At 45.3% G+C, this 22,592-nt stretch carries 21 protein-coding genes and 4 tRNA genes; 17 read left to right on the forward strand and 8 right to left on the reverse strand.

Going from position 1 to position 22,592, the window contains the following annotated elements; genetic code table 11:
- Positions 1-2: 2 nt before the first annotated feature.
- Positions 3-1,085, reverse strand: coding sequence for a peptide chain release factor 1 (gene prfA / locus TOI97_RS00950; RefSeq protein ID WP_321552252.1), 1,083 nt, complete (start codon positions 1,083-1,085; stop codon positions 3-5).
- Positions 1,085-2,350, reverse strand: coding sequence for a glutamyl-tRNA reductase (gene hemA / locus TOI97_RS00955; RefSeq protein ID WP_321552253.1), 1,266 nt, complete (start codon positions 2,348-2,350; stop codon positions 1,085-1,087). Before hemA ends, prfA begins: the two co-directional genes overlap by 1 nt.
- Before the next feature lie 236 nt (positions 2,351-2,586).
- On the opposite strand from hemA, the gene TOI97_RS00960 reads away from it, so the two are divergent.
- The 8 genes from TOI97_RS00960 (at position 2,587) to ychF (ending at position 9,485) form a co-directional block, all read left to right on the forward strand.
- Positions 2,587-4,311, forward strand: a complete 1,725-nt coding sequence (locus tag TOI97_RS00960; protein WP_321552254.1) for a tetratricopeptide repeat protein — start codon at positions 2,587-2,589, stop codon at positions 4,309-4,311.
- 6 nt (positions 4,312-4,317) lie between these two features.
- Complete coding sequence (gene lolB / locus TOI97_RS00965; protein WP_321552255.1) at positions 4,318-4,935, forward strand: lipoprotein insertase outer membrane protein LolB; 618 nt, start codon at positions 4,318-4,320, stop codon at positions 4,933-4,935.
- A 2-nt stretch (positions 4,936-4,937) separates the two neighbouring features.
- Positions 4,938-5,840 (forward strand): 4-(cytidine 5'-diphospho)-2-C-methyl-D-erythritol kinase, encoded by a 903-nt coding sequence (ispE, locus tag TOI97_RS00970; RefSeq protein ID WP_321552256.1) that lies wholly within the window; start codon positions 4,938-4,940, stop codon positions 5,838-5,840.
- 32 nt (positions 5,841-5,872) lie between these two features.
- Positions 5,873-5,947, forward strand: a tRNA-Gln gene (locus TOI97_RS00975).
- Positions 5,948-6,035: 88 nt separating this feature from the next.
- A complete protein-coding gene (locus tag TOI97_RS00980; protein WP_321552257.1) occupies positions 6,036-6,977 on the forward strand; it encodes a ribose-phosphate pyrophosphokinase in 942 nt (313 codons plus the stop codon).
- Positions 6,978-7,083: 106 nt separating this feature from the next.
- Positions 7,084-7,734, forward strand: a complete 651-nt coding sequence (locus TOI97_RS00985; protein ID WP_321552258.1) for a 50S ribosomal protein L25/general stress protein Ctc — start codon at positions 7,084-7,086, stop codon at positions 7,732-7,734.
- Positions 7,735-7,774: 40 nt separating this feature from the next.
- Complete coding sequence (pth, locus tag TOI97_RS00990) at positions 7,775-8,359, forward strand: aminoacyl-tRNA hydrolase (RefSeq protein ID WP_321552259.1); 585 nt, start codon at positions 7,775-7,777, stop codon at positions 8,357-8,359.
- 25 nt (positions 8,360-8,384) lie between these two features.
- Positions 8,385-9,485, forward strand: coding sequence for a redox-regulated ATPase YchF (gene ychF, locus TOI97_RS00995; RefSeq protein WP_321552260.1), 1,101 nt, complete (start codon positions 8,385-8,387; stop codon positions 9,483-9,485).
- A gap of 57 nt (positions 9,486-9,542) precedes the next feature.
- Here ychF and TOI97_RS01000 read toward each other — a convergent pair whose 3' ends face one another.
- Both TOI97_RS01000 and TOI97_RS01005 read right to left on the reverse strand, forming a co-directional pair.
- Positions 9,543-9,956, reverse strand: coding sequence for an acyl-CoA thioesterase (locus tag TOI97_RS01000; protein ID WP_321552261.1), 414 nt, complete (start codon positions 9,954-9,956; stop codon positions 9,543-9,545).
- Positions 9,957-10,016: 60 nt separating this feature from the next.
- Positions 10,017-10,640, reverse strand: coding sequence for a tRNA-uridine aminocarboxypropyltransferase (locus TOI97_RS01005; protein ID WP_321552262.1), 624 nt, complete (start codon positions 10,638-10,640; stop codon positions 10,017-10,019).
- A 236-nt stretch (positions 10,641-10,876) separates the two neighbouring features.
- Here TOI97_RS01005 and TOI97_RS01010 point away from each other — a divergent pair, with 236 nt between their 5' ends.
- The 5 genes from TOI97_RS01010 (at position 10,877) to TOI97_RS01030 (ending at position 15,314) form a co-directional block, all read left to right on the forward strand.
- Positions 10,877-11,638, forward strand: a complete 762-nt coding sequence (locus tag TOI97_RS01010; RefSeq protein ID WP_321552263.1) for a sulfite exporter TauE/SafE family protein — start codon at positions 10,877-10,879, stop codon at positions 11,636-11,638.
- 101 nt (positions 11,639-11,739) lie between these two features.
- Complete coding sequence (locus tag TOI97_RS01015; protein ID WP_321552264.1) at positions 11,740-14,571, forward strand: YdbH domain-containing protein; 2,832 nt, start codon at positions 11,740-11,742, stop codon at positions 14,569-14,571.
- A 57-nt stretch (positions 14,572-14,628) separates the two neighbouring features.
- On the forward strand, positions 14,629-14,778 hold the full coding sequence (locus TOI97_RS01020) for a YnbE family lipoprotein (protein ID WP_407651292.1): 150 nt from the start codon (positions 14,629-14,631) through the stop codon (positions 14,776-14,778).
- A 10-nt stretch (positions 14,779-14,788) separates the two neighbouring features.
- Positions 14,789-15,136 carry a YdbL family protein gene (locus tag TOI97_RS01025; RefSeq protein ID WP_321552266.1) on the forward strand — a complete coding sequence of 116 codons (348 nt, stop codon included), beginning with the start codon at positions 14,789-14,791 and terminating at the stop codon, positions 15,134-15,136.
- A gap of 101 nt (positions 15,137-15,237) precedes the next feature.
- Positions 15,238-15,314: transfer RNA gene (locus TOI97_RS01030), tRNA-Pro, on the forward strand.
- A gap of 366 nt (positions 15,315-15,680) precedes the next feature.
- Here the strand turns inward: TOI97_RS01030 and TOI97_RS01035 are convergent.
- Both TOI97_RS01035 and TOI97_RS01040 read right to left on the reverse strand, forming a co-directional pair.
- Positions 15,681-15,757 (reverse strand) — tRNA-Asp (locus tag TOI97_RS01035).
- 17 nt (positions 15,758-15,774) lie between these two features.
- Positions 15,775-15,850: transfer RNA gene (locus TOI97_RS01040), tRNA-Val, on the reverse strand.
- A 472-nt stretch (positions 15,851-16,322) separates the two neighbouring features.
- On the opposite strand from TOI97_RS01040, the gene rdgC reads away from it, so the two are divergent.
- The gene (gene rdgC, locus TOI97_RS01045; protein ID WP_321552267.1) at positions 16,323-17,243 is read left to right on the forward strand and encodes a recombination-associated protein RdgC; all 921 of its coding nucleotides are present in this window, start codon (positions 16,323-16,325) and stop codon (positions 17,241-17,243) included.
- A gap of 238 nt (positions 17,244-17,481) precedes the next feature.
- On the opposite strand, the gene rlmF is transcribed toward rdgC, so the two are convergent.
- Both rlmF and TOI97_RS01055 read right to left on the reverse strand, forming a co-directional pair.
- Positions 17,482-18,441, reverse strand: a complete 960-nt coding sequence (gene rlmF / locus TOI97_RS01050; protein ID WP_321552268.1) for a 23S rRNA (adenine(1618)-N(6))-methyltransferase RlmF — start codon at positions 18,439-18,441, stop codon at positions 17,482-17,484.
- Positions 18,442-18,660: 219 nt separating this feature from the next.
- The gene (locus TOI97_RS01055; protein WP_321552269.1) at positions 18,661-19,593 is read right to left on the reverse strand and encodes a ketoacyl-ACP synthase III; all 933 of its coding nucleotides are present in this window, start codon (positions 19,591-19,593) and stop codon (positions 18,661-18,663) included.
- A 304-nt stretch (positions 19,594-19,897) separates the two neighbouring features.
- Between TOI97_RS01055 and TOI97_RS01060 the strand changes: the two genes are divergently transcribed.
- From TOI97_RS01060 to cmoB, 3 genes are all read left to right on the forward strand, one after another.
- Positions 19,898-20,797 (forward strand): DNA-3-methyladenine glycosylase 2, encoded by a 900-nt coding sequence (locus tag TOI97_RS01060; RefSeq protein WP_321552270.1) that lies wholly within the window; start codon positions 19,898-19,900, stop codon positions 20,795-20,797.
- 63 nt (positions 20,798-20,860) lie between these two features.
- Positions 20,861-21,604, forward strand: a complete 744-nt coding sequence (gene cmoA / locus TOI97_RS01065) for a carboxy-S-adenosyl-L-methionine synthase CmoA (protein ID WP_321552271.1) — start codon at positions 20,861-20,863, stop codon at positions 21,602-21,604.
- On the forward strand, positions 21,601-22,560 hold the full coding sequence (cmoB, locus tag TOI97_RS01070; RefSeq protein WP_321552272.1) for a tRNA 5-methoxyuridine(34)/uridine 5-oxyacetic acid(34) synthase CmoB: 960 nt from the start codon (positions 21,601-21,603) through the stop codon (positions 22,558-22,560). The genes cmoA and cmoB overlap by 4 nt, the downstream gene beginning before the upstream one ends.
- Positions 22,561-22,592 lie beyond the last annotated feature (32 nt).

Here is a 22,592-nt window from a genome sequence, read left to right on the forward strand (position 1 = left end):
AATCAGTCGCCTAGCGCAGCAAGTTGATCAGCTTGGTATTCTAATAAGAGCGGTTCAATGATTTGCTCTAAAGCGCCATCCATCACATCCGCCAAAGAATACAAAGTTAAATTAATACGGTGCTCGGTAACCCGACCCTGTGGAAAGTTATAGGTACGAATGCGCTCAGAACGGTCGCCACTACCCACTAACGAACGTCGAGTATCTGATATTTCCTGAGCAGCGGCACTGCTTTGTTGGTCTTCTAAACGTGCAGCCAACCATCCCATCGCACGGGCACGGTTTTTATGCTGCGAACGCTCTTCCTGACATTCCACTACTATCCCACTCGGCAAGTGAGTGATGCGTACGGCTGAGTCTGTCTTGTTCACGTGCTGACCACCTGCTCCTGACGCACGGTAAGTATCAATACGCAAATCAGCCGGATTAATTTCAATGGCATCCTGTTCGTCTGGCTCAGGCAAAACCACTACCGTACAAGCAGATGTATGCACACGGCCTTGAGACTCAGTTTCTGGCACACGCTGTACACGATGCGCACCTGATTCAAATTTTAATTTACCGTATACATTATCTCCCTCAACACGAGCTATCACTTCTTTATAACCACCGTGTTCACCACCGTGTTCAGAGAGAATCTCCACCCGCCAACCTTGATTTTCAGCGTAACGCAAATACATACGCATCAAGTCACCCGAAAAAATGGCTGCTTCATCGCCGCCCGTTCCAGCACGAATTTCAAGAAAAACATTACGCCCATCGTTTGGATCTCTCGGCAACATGAGACGTTGTAATTCTTCAGCAATGTTTTCTAAAGTCTCACGGCACTCAGCCACCTCATCAACGGCCATTTCCCTAACATCAGGATCCGCATCCTTAAGTAAGGTTTCAGCCTCTGCAAGATCACTGTTGATTTTGCGCCACGTTTGAAACTTTTTCACTACAGGCTCTACTTCCGCATACTCTTTTGAGTATTCACGATACTTATTCTGATCTGTGATCACCTGCGCATCGCCCAACAATGCTGTGAGTTCTTCAAAGCGATCTTGTAGGCGGTCCAAACGATTAACTAACGACGCTTTCATTAATTCGAGTCACCTGTTGTTAAACCAAATAATTCTTGCGCAATAGCCAGCGCTTCACACCGACCGTCGGCAGATAAACGCTTTATTTGCACACTTGGTGTGTGGAGTAATTTATTGGTTAAGCCGCGCGCCAGCTGCGTTAACGCATCTTCCGGCGAGGTCCCGTTGGCTAACGCACGCTGTACCCGTGCCAACTCTTCATCACGCAAGCGCTCTCCTTGCTGGCGGTAAGCACGCAAGACATCAACAGCTTCTAGCTCACGTAAACGCTGCATAAAATCAGCAGTACCGCGCAGAACCAGATCCTCAGCTGCCTGAGCAGCTCCTTGCCTGCTTTTTAAGTTTTCCGCAACAACCTCATGCAGGTCATCAACGCTATATAAGTAAACATCATCCAACTCACCTACTTGCGGCTCAATATCACGCGGTACAGCAATATCAACCATAAACATTGGCTTATGCTTACGTAATTTCAGTGCACGCTCCACCGCACCTTTACCTAAAACTGGTAACTGGCTTGCAGTAGAACTGATCACAATATCGCTTTTAATAAGTGCGTCCGGCATATCAGCCAAGACAATGGCCTGCCCAGAGAATTCATCAGCTAACAGCTTAGCCCGCTCTAAAGTCCGGTTAGCAACTACAATATTTTTTACACCTTGCTCATGCAAATGCCGTGCGACCAAAGTGATCGTCTCACCAGCCCCTACAAGCAAAGCTTGACTCTGACTTAAATCAGTAAAAATTTGACGAGCTAAGCTCACTGCTGCAAAAGCTACAGACACTGGATTTTCACCAATGGCTGTATCTGTACGCACAGTTTTTGCTGTACTAAAAGTAGCTTGGAATAAACGCCCAAGCAAAGGCCCTAAAGTGCCAGCCTCCCGCGCAGTTTCATAAGCATCCTTAATTTGCCCAAGAATCTGTGGTTCACCTAAAACTAAAGAATCTAAACCACAAGCAACACGCATCATGTGGCGTATCGCTTGATCATCTTGGTGCACATAAGCGCACGCTTGTAAGTCTTCTACCGGAACACTATGAAACTGTGCCAACCATTCAAGCACAGCTTGCGGTTTCCCGTGCTCCATTTCTAAATACAACTCGCTGCGGTTACAAGTCGATAGAATCGCTGACTCGCGACTCCCGACAACTTGACACAGCTGACGCAACGCCTCTGTCATTTGCTCAGGACCAAACGCCACGCGCTCGCGGACTGCTACAGAAGCTGATTTATGATTAATTCCAAGTGCTATAAAAGCCATGCATCGTCGCTAAAGGAGATTTAAAGCGGGCAATTGTCCTACTTCAAAGCCTTCAGAACAACCTCCCCATACAAAACACAACACAAAGTGTAAGAAAAAGCATATATTTTAGACTATCACATGCAAATTCGGTCGCTTGCCCACGCATTTTTCGTTAGAACATAAAGTCAGAGACGCGCGTGTTGCCTCTGCTTGTGTCATGATGCAGCTATTCTAACTTGTCTTGCCTTGTACTTATGAATAAATATATTAGCCTTATTTCAATCAGTTTAATATTGTCAGCTTGCCAAAGCTTGGCACCTGAAAACAATTCTCCCGCAAACGATACAGATCCACTGCCTCTGACACAAACCAGTAGCACAGTCACTAAGACTACTGACTTTTCTACAGACACTTTAATCAGCCTGCTTACCGCTGAAATTGCCGGTCAACGCGACCGCTTTGATATCGCCTCAAAAAATTATAGCCAGCAAGCACAAATCACCGGTGACCCAGGTGTAGCAGAACGCGCCTTCCGTATTGCTGAATATCTAGGTGAAGAGCAACGCGCTTTGGATAATGCTCTAGCTTGGGCAAATGCAGCACCTGATAGTTTAGAAGCTCAGCGTTCTGCAGCCATCCAACTTGCTCAAGCTCAACGCTATGAAGAAGCTATGCAGTACATGGAAAAAGTACTCATCGCCCAAGGTGACACCCAATTCGACTTCCTTGCTTTATCTGCAGCACAGTCAGATCAAAAAAACATTCGTGCTCTTTTACAAAGCTTTGATCATTTACTTATTAAATACCCACAAAACCAACAGCTAGTTTTCAGTAAAGCAATATTGCTCAGTCAAGATGACCGTAAAGCAGATGCGTTAACACTGTTAGAAAAACAGTCCAAAAAGAATGCTACTGCAGCAACAATTTTACTGAGAGCACGCTTATTAAGCCAGCTTGGTCGTGGCGAAGAAGCCTTGCCTTTACTACGCCGCGCACTTGAAGACAACCCTGAAGACGGCCGTTTACGCATTACCTATGCTCGCCAATTTATTGAGCTCAACCGTTTTGAAGAAGGTCGTGCCGAGTTTATCGAGCTACTCCAACAATCACCTAGCGATGACGATCTACGTTTTTCTTTAGCCTTGATTAATATGGACCTTAAAGCCTGGCGCGAAGCTCAAGCCTACCTTGAAGAACTCATTTTACGCGGAAGTCATATAAATGCAGCCCAATACAACCTAGGGCAGGTTTACGAAGAGCTCAACGATACCGAACAAGCTTTAAATGCATATTCCGCTGTATTCGTCGGCAACAACTACTTACCCGCTCAACAGCGCATTATCACACTTTTATTAAACGACGGCCGTCTACGAGAAAGCGCCACCCACTTTAACGAACAACGCTCTGCACGACCTGACGTTGCCATACAACTGCACCTCATTGAGGCCGAAGCATTAGCCAGCAACGGCCATACACAAACAGCATGGGTACGCATCAATCAGGCGCTACAAGACCACCCCAACAACCCCAGCCTATTGTACACTCGCGCCATGGTTGCCGATAAGCGTGATGACCTACCTCAATTTGAACACGATTTACGTCTCATAATTGAGGACGATCCCAATAACGCCATGGCCTTAAATGCTCTCGGTTATACCTTAGCAGACCGGACAGATCGCTTAGAGGAAGCGCGCCAACTGATCGAACAAGCACATGAATTAGAGCCCTATGACGCAGCCATCACAGATAGCCTCGGCTGGGTTTACTACCGCCTAGGCGATCTTGCTACAGCCGAGCGCTTATTACGTGAAGCCTTTGATGCCTTTCCAGACGCTGAGGTCGCAGCCCACCTCGGCGAGGTATTATGGCAGCAAAATAAACAGCGTGAAGCTCGCCAAGTTTGGAACCAAGCACTAGCTAACCAACCTAATGATGCTGTGTTATTGGAAACAATCCAACGCCTGACCAACAAGGACTAAACAAGTATGTGTTTTTCGCGCTTTATTATATTGAGCCTCATCCTAATCCTAAGCGGTTGCAAACACTTTTCATCTAATGAATACCTGGGTGACAAGGGACAAGCCAACTCATGGCAAGCCCATAAACAGATACTCACTCCCGTCGATGCATGGCAAATCAGCGGTAAAATTGGTATACGCAGTGAACAAGAGTCTGGCAGTGCTGTTTTATTTTGGCTGCAACGACAAGACTACTTTGATATTCGCTTATCAGGCCCCCTCGGCCAAGGCTCAACGCGACTCACCGGCCGTCAAGGTGCCGTCAACTTAACCATAGCAAACCGTGGTGTTTATGAAGCACACTCAGCTGAAGCTTTAATGCAACAACAATTGGGTTGGAGCTTACCGGTAGAGCATTTACTGTGGTGGGTACGCGGTTTACCTGCCCCTAATAGCCCCAGCAAAATTCAACTGGACAGTAACAACCTATTAAACCAACTAGAGCAAAGCCTGTGGACCATTCACTACTTAAGTTACCGTGATGAAAGCGGCATGCAGCTACCTGAGCGCATTCGTCTAGAGGGGGCAGGTTTGAATATCACTTTAGTCATAAAAGAATGGAACGCTCGACAGCTAGGTCAGTAATTATGATGCATAATGCCACCCTAACAACCACTACACCTCCCAGCAAAGATAACGCCCAACTCAGCCTTCCGGCCCCAGCAAAACTAAATTTAATGCTGCACATTGTTGGTCGCCGTGATGATGGCTATCACTTACTACAAACCTTATTCCAGTTTTTGGATTACGCCGACACTTTACATTTCAGCGCTCGTGATGACGGAAAAATTATTCTGCACACACCTGTTGACGGTGTAGCTCATGACAACAATTTAATTGTCCGAGCTGCACGCTTATTGCAACACAATAGCCATTGTCACCTAGGAGCTGATATTTGGCTCGACAAAAAACTTCCCATAGGAGGTGGTATCGGTGGCGGCAGCTCCAATGCTGCCACAACACTCGTAGGTCTGAACCATCTGTGGCAAACTCGACTATCTTTAGATGCATTAGCAGATTTAGGCCTAACACTCGGTGCAGATATCCCAGTTTTTGTGAAAGGCCGCGCTGCATTTGCCGAAGGTGTAGGTGAAAAATTACAACCTGTAGAACTGCCAGAATCCTGGTATTTAGTTGCTGTACCACCTGTATCAATCAGCACAGAAAAAATTTTTTCAGATAAAGGGTTGACACGCAACACGCCCATGACTAATATACGCACCGTTCTCAAGCAAAGCAGTCAACACAACGACTGCCAAGCAGTAGTTGAGAAGCATTACCCAGAAGTACGTAATGCTTTGATCTTGCTCAATAATTATGTTGATGCTCGATTAACTGGAACTGGAAGTTGTTTATTTGGGGGCTTCCCAAACGAAGAACAAGCTGCTATAGTAGCCAACCAGATTTCAGAGAAACTACAAAGCTTTGTAGCAAAAGGAGCTAACATTTCGATGTTGCACCGAACACTGCAAAACTTATCTGAACACTGATTGTTCTACATTTTTAAAATGTAAAACTCTACAGGGGCGTCGCCAAGCGGTAAGGCAGCAGGTTTTGATCCTGCCATGCGTTGGTTCGAATCCAGCCGCCCCTGCCACATTACGAAACCTTCGTGGTTTCGCGTTGATCGCGAAAGCACGAAGGTTTTTTTCGTCAGGCCCACCCTCAGTAAACAGGTACTGCGCGTGTCCAAGATGATGATCTTTACGGGGAACGCAAACCCCGACCTCGCTCGCCGTGTAGCAGCACAATTGTATATTCCATTGGGCGATGCTTCGATCGGTAAATTCTCTGACGGTGAAGTCAGTGTGGAAATCAACGAGAACGTTCGTGGTAAGGATGTATTCTTAATACAACCAACCTGCGCACCGACCAATGATAACCTCATGGAACTCATCGTAATGATTGATGCTTTCCGCCGCTCTTCGGCGTCACGCATCACTGCCGTGATTCCTTACTTCGGTTATGCTCGTCAAGACCGTCGTCCACGTTCAGCTCGTGTAGCTATTAGCGCTAAAGTAGTTGCTGATATGCTGTCAGGTGTTGGCGTTGACCGCGTACTCACTGTCGACTTGCATGCTGACCAAATTCAAGGTTTCTTTGATATCCCAGTAGATAATATCTACGGTTCTCCAGTGTTAGTGGATGATATCCATACTCAGCGCTTTGAAAACCTCATGATTGTTTCTCCAGATATCGGCGGTGTTGTTCGTGCCCGAGCTGTAGCCAAGGCCTTAGGCGTTGACCTTGCTATTATTGACAAGCGTCGCCCTAAAGCAAACCAGTCGGAAGTAATGCATATTATCGGTGATGTTCAAGACCGTACGTGCATTCTAGTTGACGACATGGTTGACACAGCAGGAACCCTTTGCACTGCAGCTAAAGCACTTAAAGAGCGTGGCGCATCGCAAGTTTTAGCGTATTGCACTCACCCAATACTATCGGGCCGAGCGATCGAAAATATCGAAAACTCACTGCTTGATGAGATTGTAGTCACCAACACTATTCCACTGTCCGCTGCAGCTCAAGCCTGCCCACGCATTCGTCAACTCGACATTGCACCTGTAGTTGCTGAAGCTGTACGCCGAATCAGTAATGAAGAATCGATTAGTGCAATGTTCCGCTGAATATTGCGCAATCAACTACCGCCTAACTGATAATTAGGCTTTCACAACCCGCTCATCACTGGTCGCAAGTTGGTGAGTGTAGTTGTTCATTTGGAGAGAAACATACATGAGCGAATTTACTCTAAACGCAAAAGCGCGTAACGATTTAGGGAAAGGTGCGAGCCGCCGCCTACGTCGTGACGCGAGTCTGATTCCAGCTGTTGTCTACGGTGGCGATAAAGCCCCAGCACTAGTGAGCTTAGAAAACCGTGAAGTAGCTAAATTGTTACTCAACGACGCTGCGTTCAGTAGCATTCTATCGCTGAACATTGACGGTGCTAAAGAAAATGTTCTTATCAAAGACTTGCAACGTCATCCAGCTAAAGGCTTTGTGCTACACGCTGACTTTGTTCGCGTTATCGCAGGTCAAAAACTGACTACAATTGTGCCTGTCGAACTTGTTAACGAGAACGATTGCGTTGGTGTTAAGATTGGTGGTGGTGATATTTTCCGTCTTGCAACAGAAATCGAAGTTACTTGCTTACCACAAGACTTACCAGACTTCATTGAAGTTGACGTAAAAGAGTTAGATCTGAACGAAACCTTACACTTATCAGATATCAAAGCACCTAAAGGCGTTGAATTCACTGCTCTTGAGCACGAAAACAACCTAGCAGTTGTAACTGTAAGCCCCGCCCGCGTTGAAGAAGTAAGTGACGAAGATCAGGATCAGCCAGCAGAAGCTGCTGACTCTGAAGGTGCAGCAGAAGAGAAGTAATTTCTCACTGCTGACCTAAAAAGAATAAGGAGCTCCTGTAGTGAATGCTGTAAAACTGATCGTTGGCTTAGGTAACCCTGGCCCAGAATACGACCAGACTCGGCATAACGCGGGAGCTTTTTTTGTTGAGCGTCTTGCTGAAAAATACGGCGTCAATTTAAGCTTTGATAAAAAATATTTCGGTTTAACCGGAAAACTAAACTATCAAGGCCGTGATGTACGTTTATTAATTCCGACCACCTACATGAATCGTAGTGGTCAAGCCGTTGCCGCCCTTGCCAATTTTTTCAGAATAAAACCTGAAGAAATTCTGGTCGCACATGATGAGTTAGACATGCCACCTGGCGTTGCCAAACTCAAACAAGGCGGTGGACATGGCGGGCACAATGGTTTGCGCGATATTATTGCCTGCCTCGCCAATCAAAAAAACTTTCATCGTTTGCGTATTGGTATTGGACATCCGGGCCATAGCAGCCAAGTATCAAATTATGTTTTAGGCCGAGCACCACGCAACGAACAAGAGCTTACACTCACCAGTATCGAATTCGCCCTTGGCGTACTGCCTGACCTCCTTGACGGTAATTTCTCCCGCGCAATGCAGCAGCTACATAGCCAAAAGGCTTGATTCTTTTTTTCCCGAGGGACTCATCATGGGATTTAACTGCGGTATCGTAGGTTTGCCCAACGTTGGCAAGTCGACCCTATTTAACGCCTTAACCAAATCTGGCATTGCAGCGGAAAATTTTCCGTTCTGCACCATCGAACCAAACACCGGTATTGTAGCCGTACCTGATCCCCGTTTAGGCCCACTAGCTGATATTGTTCAGCCTGAACGGGTGCTACCTACCACCATGGAGTTTGTTGATATTGCAGGCCTTGTTGAAGGCGCATCCAAAGGTGAAGGACTGGGCAATAAATTCTTAGCTAACATTCGTGAAACCGACGCAATTGCTCACGTTGTACGTTGTTTTGAAGATGACAACGTAATCCACGTGTCTAACTCTGTTGACCCAAAGCGTGACATCGAAATCATCGATTTGGAATTAATCTTCGCTGACTTAGAAAGCTGTGAAAAGCAACTACAGCGTGTCGCCCGTAACGCCAAGGGCGGCGATAAAGAAGCCGTTGCGCAAAAAAACCTACTTGAACAATTGATTGCTCACTTCACTGAAGGCAAACCAGCCCGCTCTTTAATCAAAGACTGGAGCGAAGAGGAAAACCGTCTAGTCCGTGGCTTCCACCTATTAACCACCAAGCCTGTTATGTACATTGCCAACGTGGCTGAAGATGGTTTTGAAAACAACCCATTCTTAGATATTGTTCATACCATCGCCAAAGAAGAAGGTGCGCCCGTAGTACCTGTATGCAACAAAATCGAGGCTGAAATTGCTGAGCTCGATGATGGTGAAGAAAAAGACATGTTTCTCGAAGCCCTTGGCCTCGAAGAGCCCGGATTAAACCGTGTGATTCGCGCTGGATACGAGCTACTGGACTTGCAAACCTACTTTACTGCAGGCGTCAAAGAAGTTCGCGCATGGACCACTAAAGTTGGTGCAACTGCTCCACGCGCTGCAGCAGCGATCCATACCGATTTTGAAAAAGGTTTTATTCGCGCTGAAGTTATTTCTTACGAAGATTTCGTACAATATAAAGGCGAGGCAGGTGCTAAAGAAGCAGGTAAATGGCGCCTAGAAGGTAAAGAATACATCGTTAAAGATGGCGATGTAATGCACTTTAGATTTAACGTTTAAGCCTGTTTCAACTGACCTTTTGCACAATAAAGGGAATCATGCAAAAGGTCAGTTGCACTAACTCTCTCCCACCTTACCTAGCTCTTGCAAAATACGCTCATGACTATAACTGATCTCAGTCTTACCATGTGGTGCAGGTTTACCATCAGGCCCGATATTTACAAACACCATACGCTCAATGGTCAAAATGTTTTTATGAGTAATCTTGTTACGTACGACACAGCGCAAAGTAATAGATGTGCGACCAAAAGCTGTAGCCGTAATCCCCAACTCAATAATATCGCCCTGCTGAGCTGAGCTCACAAAATTCACTTCTGAAATCAGCTTAGTTACAACCTTGTGATTACCCAACTGAACAATGGCATAAATGGCCGCCTCTTCATCGATCCAACGTAATAAACTACCACCAAATAAAGTACCATTTGGATTCAAATCTTCAGGTTTAACCCACTTACGTGTATGAAAATTCATTAAGCTTCTCCTAATAAATAGATTGGGACGCCACAACCAAGGGACTGCTTTAAAGATTTTTTAATTATTATTTTTTACATCGACATGATTACGCTGATAAGTTTCAATTCCCATGGCTTGAATTTGCCCTTCAATCAAGGCGTCAAAAGGTCGTAGCAACGGGCTAAAGTCAGTTTGCGGCTCTAACACCTCCAATGCATGAGTAACCGCCTCCACAGTAGCTAAAGACTCTTCATAAGGGGCTTTGCGTAACCGATAACGACTACTATAACCTCTAGGAAAAGTCACTCTTGGTAAAGTTTCCAGTATTGGGTTTGCGTATAGAATTTTTCGCGCTTTACGCCAAGTGCCATCAGGTACGACTAACAATAAAGGCTTCTGCTCGGATGTATAAGCTGTCAACTCCAGCGCCTGAACACCAGGGAACAAAATACAAGGTTGGTAATCAGACTGCTCTAAATAATATTCGAGATTATCCACATGCTCAGCAATCACTAAACGTGCATTACGCAACCCTAAAACAACAAAACGCGCAGTATTTAGAGCATGTTTAGCTTCATCAGGGTGCTGTATAACCAAAATACGCGTGCGACTGGATAAACTGGGAAGCAAATGACATAAACAATGGCTCATAGGGCGAATGCATTGCAAGCAACGCTGTCGCGGCTGATGATTAACACCCATATATCTGCTCCTCACCTAACAATACAGTAACCACAACCTCAGGATCAAAAGAAAACAAACGCCCATTGTACCCAAAGCTATTTAAGACTTCGCTGCAAACGTGTCGTAATTTTGTATATATATTCAACGTATACCTTGAACAGCTTAAGTCTTACAACCTCTCTAGCCTAGGTGACTTTTACCAAGCCTTTGAAACCCGTACACTAAACACTCATCTACAGTAAATGGACTAAACCTTGGACAGCATTATTTACGAAGCATTAGGTATTGGCTTACTGCTGGGCACCCTCTTAGGTTTAACTGGAGCAGGTGGCTCACTTGTAGCTTTACCTTTACTCCTCAGCCTGCACTTACCGTTACGTGATGCCATTGGCGTCAGCTTAGGTGCAGTTGGTTTATCTGCTTTGATCGGGGCTCTCGGTCGTTGGCGCTCTGGCGATGTCCACATTACACCAGTAATTCTCCTTACCATCAGCGGCCTGCCTGGCAGTTGGATTGGCCAACAGCTTGGCCAATGGATCAGTGAATTCTGGTTAGTTTTAGGTTTCTGCGCACTAGTACTCTGGTCGGCTTGGCGCATGTGGAATAACGCTAGCCTGCCTGAAGTAGCTGATAAAAGATCACTCAATCGGGGCATGCTGATCTTTATTGGGCTATGGGTCGGTGTTTTATCCGGTTTAATGGGGGTAGGCGGCGGCTTTTTGATTGTTCCAGCACTTTTATGGTTTAGCCCACTTTCAATGCTAGCCGCTACAGCGACCTCCATGGCCGTAATTGCTATTGTCTCTAGTGCTGGATTCTTTATTTATCTCTCCACAGCACAACCACAACTACAATTGCTTACTGGTCTAGGTGCTGGCGGTGTTATTGGTGTATTAATCGGCAATCGTTTAGCACAACACCTAGGAGGCCCTGTTTTACAGCGCATTTTTGCCATTATGTTGCTGTCAGTCAGTTTATCTTTAGCAGCACAAAAACTATTTCACATATCTGGGTAAACCGTTACCGGCGTCCGCTTCACCTTCTAGCCATAAATGAACGTTTACTCAGCATAACTGCTAAACTATTTTAACCTCTTAACTATCACGGGCATCCGTCCATGAACACTCCAGCAGATACTTCTACTGACACCAATCAAGCGATTCCAAAACCCAGATGGTTCAGACGCTTAATGATTGCCTGCACAGTAATTGTTTCAATGTCAGTGATTGCTGTTTTAACCTTTCCCTACACACTACCTTGGCTCTTAGACAAACAAGATATTGAGTTTCAATGGGAACACCCTCGTTGGCACCTAGATGGCTTTAGCGCTAGCAATATAAAAATCAAATTACGCGCTCAAGGCTCTAACCTAAAACAAATAGAACTCAACAATCTGCGCCTCTATTGGACACGACACAAGTTTCCTATCAGACGCTTAGAGATCGACCACCTACAAGCCTACTGGCCTTTGACAAACCCTAATGAGGCAACAGAAACAGAACCACTTGTCTTGTCTAACGCTTTATATAAATGGCTTCCACAAGAAGTTCAACTCACAAGAATTGAGGCTCAGATCACCGACTTAGGCCTCTTACAAGGCAACCTAAACCTACAAGCCAGTCACTGCGGCCTTATCTGGCAACCTCGCTTACTCGAAACCTCTTTCACTTTAAAAAACATACCCGCTCACTGGTTCGGAAACATACCCCCTGAGTTACGCCCTGAGCAATTACAAGCCACAATTCAAACCCATCCTGATTACAGAACAAATGGAACTAATCAGCAACAGCTTTCTGTGCTACTCAAAACTTTAGGCCCTACCCGCCTAAAGCTTAGCGGGATATTAGATTTACAACATACAACAAACTGGGTTGGCGAACTACGTAATGGTCAGTTATCAGCACATCTGAATGCATTCTCAAACCCTCAGCTACAGGCCGAACAACTACAATTGGATGGTCAATTTACCGCTCGCGCCGACACACAAGGATTTCACTTAGCGTTAATGGAACATGCAACGCTTAAAGCAGAACAGCTCCAACTTCAGGAAGTTGGCCAAGCACAGAACATTACACTCGAGCTAACTGCATTTGACTTACATGTCCCCTATCAAGAACTCGATAAAGGTCAGCTTACAAGCACATTTCACGGGCAGATCACCCAGCTTACTGCAGCTCCATTACACAACCAAGATTGGATCTTTGCCGGCTCAGTGAGCGGCCTATTGCCAAAACTGAAAGTCGAGGCTCAACTCAACGGTCAATACGGCCTCCAACTTACAGGGCAAGCTCAACCACTAACAGATTCAATACAAGGCTATTTAAGCTTAAATGAAATAACTTTCAATACCGGCAATCCATTACAAAAAACCTTTACCGTCTGGCCGGATGCCCTCGTATTAAATAGTGGTCATTTGCACAGTCACCTCGAGTTTAAGCTCCCATACGAGGCCCCTCTACAATTCACTGTTCAAACAACCGCTCGTGATCTCATTGGAACCTTTGACCAAACTCGATTTAACCGACTCAATTTAAAGCTATCTAGTGCTACAGAGGTTACAGCAGGTCAAGAGTGGCAGGCTCAATTACAAAATACACAACTTAAAATACAAGCCGACAAGGTTGCCGATCATACTTTTATCGCTCAACAAGTCAAAGCCAATGTCCACCTGAGTGCGCATGCAAACGCACAAACATTCAGTTTGCAATTTGCTCAAGATACTCAAGTCCATACCCAGTCACTCAGCTTTCGCGATCTTGGCCAAGCTCAGCAGGCCAAGGTGCAACTCGCTCAATTACTCTTGTCAGGACATACCCGCACCCCAGAACAATTGAAGCTAAGCAGCCCTATTCGTTTAAGCCTCACTCAATTGAGTTCAAACCGACTACACAAACAAGATTGGGATCTGCAGGGACACATCAATGGCCAACTACCTCGACTACAATTCACAGGTACACTCAGCAACCAACAGGGTCTTCACCTGACAAGCAATATCCATATACAGAACACAGCTATAACAGGCAGCATCACTCCACAAGAACTTTCTTTTCATAATGATAATGTCCTACAAAAAACCTTTACCGACTGGCCTGAAATCATTCTTCTGAATAAGGGGCACATACATAGCCAAATTAACTTTACTCTACCCAACCAAAGCCCCCTGCAACTGACTGTTCGAGGTAGTGGCAAAGGTCTCAGCGGTATTGCCAATCGCAGTGAGCTTGAAAATTTAAACCTGAACTTCAACCTCCAACTTAATGGTGAAAATTTTAAACTATACATTCCACACCTCGACATCGGCGCCCTTGATCCTGGCGTACCATTGAGTTCCATCCAATTGAGTGATGCTAGCTATCGTGGCGATCTGAATAACCTATCCCAAGGAGTTGCCAGCTGGCATAAACTCCAAGCGAAACTACTCAATGGCAGGGTTTGGATTGACGAGCAAGAACTGAACCTACGTCGCTCACAAAAACTATTGCTGCATATTAAAGGTCTGGAATTGGAAGAGCTGTTTCGAGTCTATCCAGCAGAAGGTTTAGCCGGTAACGGTACCATCGACGGACTCTTGCCGATCTACTTTGATCAAAACGAAATTTATATCCAGGCCGGTCAACTGGAAGCCCGCGGCCCTGGGGTACTGCGCTTTCAATCAGAAAAAATTCAAGCATTAGGCAAAAGCAACCCTGCCATGGCCATTGTGGCCGATGCTTTAGATGATTTTCACTTTAATCACCTCACCAGCGGGTTAAGTTACGACCAATCCGGTAAACTCACATTAAAAATTCGCTTAAAGGGGCAAAATCCAGATATTGAAAAAGGACGGCCTATTCATTTAAACGTGAATCTTGAAGACGATATACCCGCCTTGTTGGCTAGTATCCAGCTCAGCGGTCAAGTCAGCGAGATCATCCAAAAGCGTGTTCGAGAACGTCTCGAAAACCGTTAACACAAGAGGTATTTTATGCGCATTAGCTTAATCTTAAGTGCTTTTGTGCTCGCATTCATGAGCAGTGCTTGTACCCCTACAGTACAGCTTACCGCACCAAGCGAGCCCATCAATATCAATTTAAACGTAAAAATTGAGCACGAAATTTATATCAAAGTAGATAAAGCACTTGATAACATTCTCGATGAATCTAGCGGTTTATTCTAAGGAGCGCAGCATGACTTTTCGCAAACTCTTAATGCCTATATTATTGATCAGCAGTCTTCTTAGTACGTCAGTTATGGCTATGGATCTAAATCAAGCAATGAACAGCCTGTCACAGGCTAAAACTGCAGGATTACTCGGGGAGCAACCTAACGGGTACCTCGGCGTCGTGAAAGCTCAAGGCGATGCAGCAGAAATTGCTCGCCTAATTAACGAAGCACGTCGTACCGAATATAAACGCCTTGCAAATAACAACAATCTTCAGCTGTCTGATGTAGAAACAATGGCCGGCAAAAAAGCCTTGGATAAAACAGCACCGGGCCTGTACATTCAAGTAAACGGTCGATGGCTGAAAAAATAGACAATAACACCGTTTGACAGCAAATGAGTGCCGATAAGCTTTGATATTTTGTAATATTAAGGTATAGTCTATGCGTTTTCAGCCACAGCATGAAAACATGTCGGGGCGTAGCGCAGCCCGGTAGCGCACTTGCATGGGGTGCAAGGGGTCGAGTGTTCGAATCACTCCGTCCCGACCATATAAATCAAAGGGTTACAGTCAATGGCTGTAACCCTTTTTTATTGCCTTCCGTTTTAATCCAATTTATTCGATCGTAGATCGAATACCTTTAACTCACATGATTAGTGCCCGACCCTGCCATTTGTAAATGGTTATCAATGAGCCAGACCTCCGTCGCCTATCAGTCTTATCATACTGCTCAGGTTTCACTTTACATAAATCTAGCAGCGGTACTCAAAAATCATAACGACAAGATAGCCCTCGCAAGTAACTGTCACCAAACACAACAAAAATAACCATCAATGACTCAAGAACAAACAAGACTTTTCAATCCAAAAACGAAAAAACCCGCTAAGTATCAACTACTTAACGGGTTTTCTTAATATGGCGCAGTGGACGGGACTCGAACCCGCGACCCCCGGCGTGACAGGCCGGTATTCTAACCAGCTGAACTACCACTGCGCTGGACTTAAAAGACTTGGTGGGTGATGACGGGATCGAACCGCCGACCCTCTGCTTGTAAGGCAGATGCTCTCCCAGCTGAGCTAATCACCCTTGCGTCTTCAAGTGGTGCGTATAATAGACATCTAATTTACTTTTGGCAAGCCCTAAATCGAATTATTTTCATAATAAAGCCAATAACTTAGCTTTTTTGATAAATCTTCTTGTTTTTAACACTTTCTCCATCTTTGAAAAGCATTCAGGTTGAAACCACTAGTAGTTTATTTGCTTCAAAAACACACACGAAACAATAAATACAGCATGTTTTTGCTCACTAATCTGTCAGATTGAACGTCTGATAACCTAATTCTATTTTAATACTGAGCGCTGTCCACATCCCTTAAACCCTTTCCAGCTCACTGTTGCTCAACGCTCAATTAATCTCATTTATGCTTTAAAGCCTACCGACAAGGTAATACACTGATATTATATACAGCTCATTATTTTATAACTTATTCAGCAGTTTGCGGTCAGAAACATTACCCTTATTCGTCACGCTAATTTCTGCTCATCTTTTGGAGTTTTTATGTGGTTTCGTAATCTCTTGATGTACCGCTTAACATCAGACACCCCTTTAACAGCTGATATTTTAGAAACAGCACTGACAGCTAAGCCTGCTCTACCTTGCGGCAGCCAAACACCCTCAACATACGGCTTCATTACTCCTTTCGGTAAAGATGAAGATGCCCCCTTGGTCCATGTAGGCCAAGGTTTTTTCTTAATATGTGCACGTACAGAGGAGCGCTTGCTTCCTGCCAGCGTTGTACGAGATGCGGTCAAAGAAAAGACCGATGAAATCGAAGCAGCAGAAAGCCGTAAAGTGTATAAAAAAGAACGTGATCAGATTAAAGACGAAATCGTACAGGCACTACTACCCCGTGCCTTTATTCGCCGCGCAAAAACCTTTGCAGCCATAGCACCGGCACAAGGTTTAATTTTAGTAGACACTTCCAGCTCTAAACGTGCTGAAGAACTGCTTTCAACTTTACGCGAAGTACTAGGAAGCTTACCTGTTCGCCCTATTGCAGTTAAAACTGCGCCGACGGCTACCTTTACCGACTGGGTGAAACAGCATCAAGCCAGTCACGGCTTAGCATTAACTGACGAGTGTGAGCTACGCGATAGCGCTGAAGATGGCGCTATTATTCGAATTAAACGTGAAGACTTATCTAGCGAAGAAGTTCAAACCCACTTAACTGCGGGCAAATTAGTCACTCAACTGTCATTAGCTTGGCAAGATAAATTAAGCTTTGTTATTGACGACAAGCTCACTATTAAACGCTTACGTTTTGAAGACCTGCTGCTAGATCAAGCAGAAGAAGATGGTGGCGATGATGCTGCTAGCCAATTTGATGCTAGCTTTATCCTAATGATGCTGACTTTTTCCGAGTTCATTCCACAATTGCTAGAGGCTTTAGGCGGCGAAGAAGCCCCACAAGTCATTTAGTTTGCCTAGCCGAGTAGCTTTCCACAGTTCCGACAATGCCTGTCATACGCCTGCTGAGCAGTTCACTCTGCTAAGCAGGTGCTTAATACAGTTAAGAACCCTTACCTCGCACTCTCACTAAAACCTGAACAAAATTGTATTCATGCCAACATTTTTCACGTTTTACCTACAATCAGCCTAAAAACCCAACGACATAAGCAGTATAGATATCAAGATAATAAGAACAGACTATCGGCATCTATTTATTTGCTGCCTCTTGTATCAACCACCGCTTTCGCTGCTCAGGCGTATGAAAAGTCCAAGCCAGAAAACGGCTCTGTTTTTGCCCTTGCGCCATTTTCACTACCTGTATTTCAACTGCACCAACTTGCTGCAAGGTGCGCTGTAGTAAGTGGATGTGCGCTGACTTAGATACTAAACTAGTAAACCACAATACCTGCTGTGCGTAGCCCTTGCTCTCTTTAATCATATTACGCACAAATGTCAGCTCACCGCCTTTACACCACAGTTCATTGCTTTTACCACCAAAGTTAAGCTCAGGTAGCTTACGTTCTGGTGCTTGTTTACCCAAGTTACGCCATTTTCGCGCACTACCACTACGAGCTTCCATCGCACTAGCATGAAATGGCGGATTACATAAAGTACCTAATAACCGCTCTCCTGGATGCAACACACCTTTAAAATATGCTGTTTTATCCTGTTGCAAGCGTAGCTCAATAACATCCTCTAAAGCATTAGACTTTAATGTCTGTGTAGCACAAGCCAAAGCTTGCGAGTCAATATCGCTAGCAATGAAGCGCCAACCATAATCATGATGACCTAAAAGCGGATAAATACAATTCGCACCAGTTCCCACATCATGCATAGTAAAACCAGCCCCACGCGGAAGCTTGCCACCTGCATCCTGCGCAATAAGGTCAGCCAAACTATGAATATAATCAGCACGACCGGGCACTGGCGGGCATAAATACCCCTCTGGGATCTGCCAGTGTTTTATACCGTATAACTGCCTCAGTAATGCTGCATTAAACACACGCACCGCTGTTGGGTTAGCAAAATCAATGCTGTGCTTACCGTAAGGATTACGAATCAAAAAAGCTTGTAAACGCGGTTCCACGGCAATCAATGCGGCAAAATCATAACGCCCCTGGTGACGGTTACGCGGATGCAATAAGGCAGCACGACGCTGAGTGCCCATAAAAATCGACCCTGACAGGTTAAGAAAAACCGCAGTATATCAGTAAGCAAGGAGTGACCACAGAGGAAGCTAAAGCTAGATGTTCAGGAAAGGAGAAAACAGAAGTAGAACAAATTACAGTTGGGTTCAGAGTCCAAAATAACAATTATTAAGCACTATATCATTCACACCGGAGTTGCACCCTAGCAGGAACAACTCCTCATCGACTCTAACGGCCAATTAATCTTCAGAGCGCACCAATAAAGCCGAACCCCAAGATAATCCAACGCCGAAACCGGATAGCAACACATGACTCCAATCGTCATTAAAGCCGTAATGTTCAAGCAACATTGGAATTGAAGATGACACCGTATTCCCTGCCCCAAACATATCTTTAATTACTTTACTGCCGTTGTCACCCAAACGTTTGGCAATGGCATCAACAATAGCTCCACTCCCCTGATGCAAACAAATAGCATCAACATCATCCATACTCATCTGCGCTTCATCAAGCACTTCTTGCATATGTGGGATGATTTTCAAACTAGCGAAGTTAAACACTTGACGTCCATTCATGTGAAAGTGGCCATCTTTAACCACTAAATACTCAGCACCACTGCCGTCCCCACCAAAACGAGATGGTCCCAGTTTCCATACAGGGTTCTCTCCCATCCAAGTTGCAGTTGCCGCATCACCAAATAACAAAGTGGTCATTCGATCATTACGATCCATAATTTTTGAGTAAGGATCTGCTGTGACTAAAACCGCATTTTTCAAACCTGTAGCTTGCATAAAGCCTTTTAGTACATACAAGCCATAAACATAACCCGAGCAACCTAAAGACACATCAAAGCATGCCACATGAGCAGGCAAGCCAAGCTTATGCTGCGCCACCGCAGAGGTGTGCGGCAAACCCTCAGCATCACCATTTTGAGTCACAACCACTAAAGCTTGTATATCTTCAAGCTTTAGTTCAGGACTTTTCGCTAGCAGGTTTTGCACAGCTTTAACACACAGGTCTGACGTTTCTTCATTTTCAGCCTTTACCGATAAGGTTGTTGTACCTAATTTGTTTTGCACAAAGGTTTCATCGCGCCCAAAGCTCTGGGCTTGCGCGATGTTATCAATTCGCCCCTCGGGGATATAACTTGCAATACTGCATATGCCAATCATCGTGCATCTTCCACATTAAAAGCCGCTCTAGATGACCGCCAACCCAACACTCGACTTAAGAGTCACTGGCAGATAAAAAAATACGTGCTCCACCGCACGTTATTTATTAGCGATCAAACTTAAAAATTCTGTTCCAGCTATGACGCCACACAATAGCCTGACGACACATTACCGGCTATAGGCCAAAGGGCGTAAGTTATAAATGTAGCACAAAGTTCCACCTAGATGCGCTTTACTGGCTACAGTTTATACCTGTGGACGGTATATTCGATTGACTCTATTAGCTCACCGGATGAATACAACAATGATCATTTTAACGCACAATCTAAGGCTGCCTAACGATTACCAGGTAGCTAACTTTTTAAGTTTCCATCAACGTGATCATCAGCAACTAGCTGAGCGTGTACACCAAAATCGCTTAGACAAAGGCTTTATTTGGGGCGGTTACCCAGCACATTTAAGTATTCACTTCAATGCTCTACAGGCTCATGCAAAACTGCAGCTGAACTCAGATACTGAGCTTCACAGTACAATATTAGATCCCTGGCCAAATTGGATTCAATATTTTCTTGGCATCACGCAAGCAACAGATAAATTTGCTTACACTCATCAACAGCATCCTGAGCTAGGCCCAATATTACGCAGCCAACATGGCTTACGCATTGCCCAAACTAGCAGCCCTTTTGAGGCTATTAGCTGGGCTGTCATCGGGCAACAAATTAGCGTAGCAGCAGCGATAAGTATCCGTCGCCGCTTTATCCAATTAGCTGGTGTCCAGCACTTATCCGGCTTATGGTGTTATCCAGATGCATCGAGTGTCGCACAACTCACCATAGAACAATTACGCAGCATCGGTTTATCACCTAAAAAAGCCAGTACCATTGCTACAATTAGTCAGATGATCAGCAGCCAGGTTTTAAAGTTTCCCACACAAGTTACTTCGCAAAACATAGCACAACTGCGCGCTGAATTACTTGCAATTCCAGGGGTCGGCCCATGGACCATCAACTATACTTTAATGCGCGGTTTAGCTTGGCTCGACAGCTCTTTACATGATGACGCTGCCGTGCGCCGCTACTTACAAACTTTACTCAAACTTGAAAAGATTACAGCTAAACAAGCCGAACAATGGTTACTACAGTTCAGCCCTTGGCGCTCACTGGTAGCGGCCCATCTATGGCAGTCACGCGGTTTGAGTGCTTAAGCCCGTTCAGATTTTATCTGCACGGATGTGGCATAATAGCTTTCTTTTTATCTACCAAATCCCATGACACACCTACCTGATCGCCTCTTTAACACCCCGCTTGAGCAAGTCCCCGACTTCACTTTTAATGAAGATGTCGTGCGTGTCTTTCCCGATATGATTAAGCGCTCGGTACCGGGCTATCCAACTATCGTGGAAAACACCGGCGTACTTGCTGCGCAATTTGCCCAACCCAACAGCATCCTCTATGACCTCGGCTGCTCATTGGGTGCCGTCACCCAAGCAATGCGTCGCCATGTCAGTCATAGTGGCTGTAAAGTGATTGCCGTGGATAACTCAGCAGCTATGGTTGAGCGCTGCCGTGAACATCTGAATGCGCAAGATGCTATGTTTCAAGAGCTCTTGCCAGTAAAAGTGCTTGAGGCGGATATTCTAAAACTGCAATTTGAACCTACTTCATTGGTCGCGCTGAACTTCACCTTACAATTTATTGCGCCCGAACAACGTCTAACCCTGCTGCAAAATATCCAGCAAGCCCTACTACCTAACGGTGCTTTAGTTCTGTCCGAAAAACTACGCTTTAACGATCCTACTGAGCATGAGCTACTCAATGAACTACACCTCGCTTTTAAACGCGCCAATGGATATAGCGAGTTAGAAATTGCTCAAAAGCGCCGCGCTATTGAAAAAGTCATGCTACCTGACAGCTTGGAAGAACACCGTGAGCGCTTATATAGCGCTGGTTTCAGCCAAGTTGTTGTGTGGTTCCAGTGTTTTAACTTTGCCTCGTTGATTGCCCGCCCATGATTGATTTAACTCCTCTAATACACCATCTTGCGCGCACTCCTCTCGAAACGTGGTCACGTGGTCTTCAGCAACAGTTTGATGCGCTGTATGCCACTGGGCACGGTGACCTAGCTCGTTGGTCAGCAGCGGTAGAAGCCATTCCTACTCTAACACCTACATTTAGAGACACCATCAAGGAGTTTCGTATTGATGGACCTTGCAGTGCTACCGAGCGGGAGCAATTACGTAGCGCATTACAAGGTTTAATCCCTTGGCGCAAAGGCCCTTTCCATGTTTTTGATGTACACATAGACACCGAGTGGCGTTCCGATTGGAAATGGGACCGTGTCAGCCCCCACTTAGATTTAAATGATAAGCGTATTTTAGATGTGGGCTGCGGCAACGGTTACTACATGTGGCGTATGCTCGGTGCTGGAGCTAAAACAGTTATAGGTATCGATCCCAACTGGCTATTTTTCTGTCAATTCCAAGCCATGCTACGCTTTTTTGATGCCCCCCCCGTATGGCATTTACCTTTTGCCCTAGAAGATTTGCCAGCCAAACTGGAAGGCTTTGATACTGTATTCTCCATGGGGGTACTTTACCATCGTCGCTCCCCCATTGATCACTTACTAGAACTGAAAAACTGCCTCATCAACGGCGGTGAATTAGTTTTGGAAACTCTAGTAATTGAAGGCGACTGCAACCAGGTCCTCGTGCCTAAAGATCGCTATGCCAAAATGCGTAATGTTTGGTTTCTACCTTCTGTTGACGCCTTAGAACTGTGGCTACGCCGTGCGGGCTTTAAAGACATTCGATGCGTGGACATCAGCCATACCACAACTTCTGAACAGCGCACCACTGACTGGATGAAATACCATTCACTGATCGATTTTTTAGACCCTCAAGACCCAAGTAAAACAGTAGAAGGCTTACCGGCACCGATGCGGGCCGTAATGGTTGCGCGTAAACCTTAGTTATTGACCCAGAGTATTTATCGATAGATCAA

Origin of the sequence: Denitrificimonas halotolerans, from assembly GCF_034259425.1 — a bacterium.
Taxonomy (GTDB): domain Bacteria; phylum Pseudomonadota; class Gammaproteobacteria; order Pseudomonadales; family Pseudomonadaceae; genus Denitrificimonas; species Denitrificimonas halotolerans.

Coding starts and splice junctions, on each gene's coding strand:
- prfA (WP_321552252.1), bottom strand. CDS start 1,085: ATGAAAGCGTCGTTAGTTAATCGTTTGGACCGCCTACAAGATCGCTTT.
- hemA (WP_321552253.1), bottom strand. CDS start 2,350: ATGGCTTTTATAGCACTTGGAATTAATCATAAATCAGCTTCTGTAGCA.
- TOI97_RS00960 (WP_321552254.1), top strand. CDS start 2,587: ATGAATAAATATATTAGCCTTATTTCAATCAGTTTAATATTGTCAGCT.
- lolB (WP_321552255.1), top strand. CDS start 4,318: ATGTGTTTTTCGCGCTTTATTATATTGAGCCTCATCCTAATCCTAAGC.
- ispE (WP_321552256.1), top strand. CDS start 4,938: ATGATGCATAATGCCACCCTAACAACCACTACACCTCCCAGCAAAGAT.
- TOI97_RS00985 (WP_321552258.1), top strand. CDS start 7,084: ATGAGCGAATTTACTCTAAACGCAAAAGCGCGTAACGATTTAGGGAAA.
- ychF (WP_321552260.1), top strand. CDS start 8,385: ATGGGATTTAACTGCGGTATCGTAGGTTTGCCCAACGTTGGCAAGTCG.
- TOI97_RS01000 (WP_321552261.1), bottom strand. CDS start 9,956: ATGAATTTTCATACACGTAAGTGGGTTAAACCTGAAGATTTGAATCCA.
- TOI97_RS01005 (WP_321552262.1), bottom strand. CDS start 10,640: ATGGGTGTTAATCATCAGCCGCGACAGCGTTGCTTGCAATGCATTCGC.
- TOI97_RS01015 (WP_321552264.1), top strand. CDS start 11,740: ATGAACACTCCAGCAGATACTTCTACTGACACCAATCAAGCGATTCCA.
- TOI97_RS01020 (WP_407651292.1), top strand. CDS start 14,629: ATGAGCAGTGCTTGTACCCCTACAGTACAGCTTACCGCACCAAGCGAG.
- TOI97_RS01025 (WP_321552266.1), top strand. CDS start 14,789: ATGACTTTTCGCAAACTCTTAATGCCTATATTATTGATCAGCAGTCTT.
- rdgC (WP_321552267.1), top strand. CDS start 16,323: ATGTGGTTTCGTAATCTCTTGATGTACCGCTTAACATCAGACACCCCT.
- rlmF (WP_321552268.1), bottom strand. CDS start 18,441: ATGGGCACTCAGCGTCGTGCTGCCTTATTGCATCCGCGTAACCGTCAC.
- TOI97_RS01055 (WP_321552269.1), bottom strand. CDS start 19,593: ATGATTGGCATATGCAGTATTGCAAGTTATATCCCCGAGGGGCGAATT.
- TOI97_RS01060 (WP_321552270.1), top strand. CDS start 19,898: ATGATCATTTTAACGCACAATCTAAGGCTGCCTAACGATTACCAGGTA.
- cmoA (WP_321552271.1), top strand. CDS start 20,861: ATGACACACCTACCTGATCGCCTCTTTAACACCCCGCTTGAGCAAGTC.
- cmoB (WP_321552272.1), top strand. CDS start 21,601: ATGATTGATTTAACTCCTCTAATACACCATCTTGCGCGCACTCCTCTC.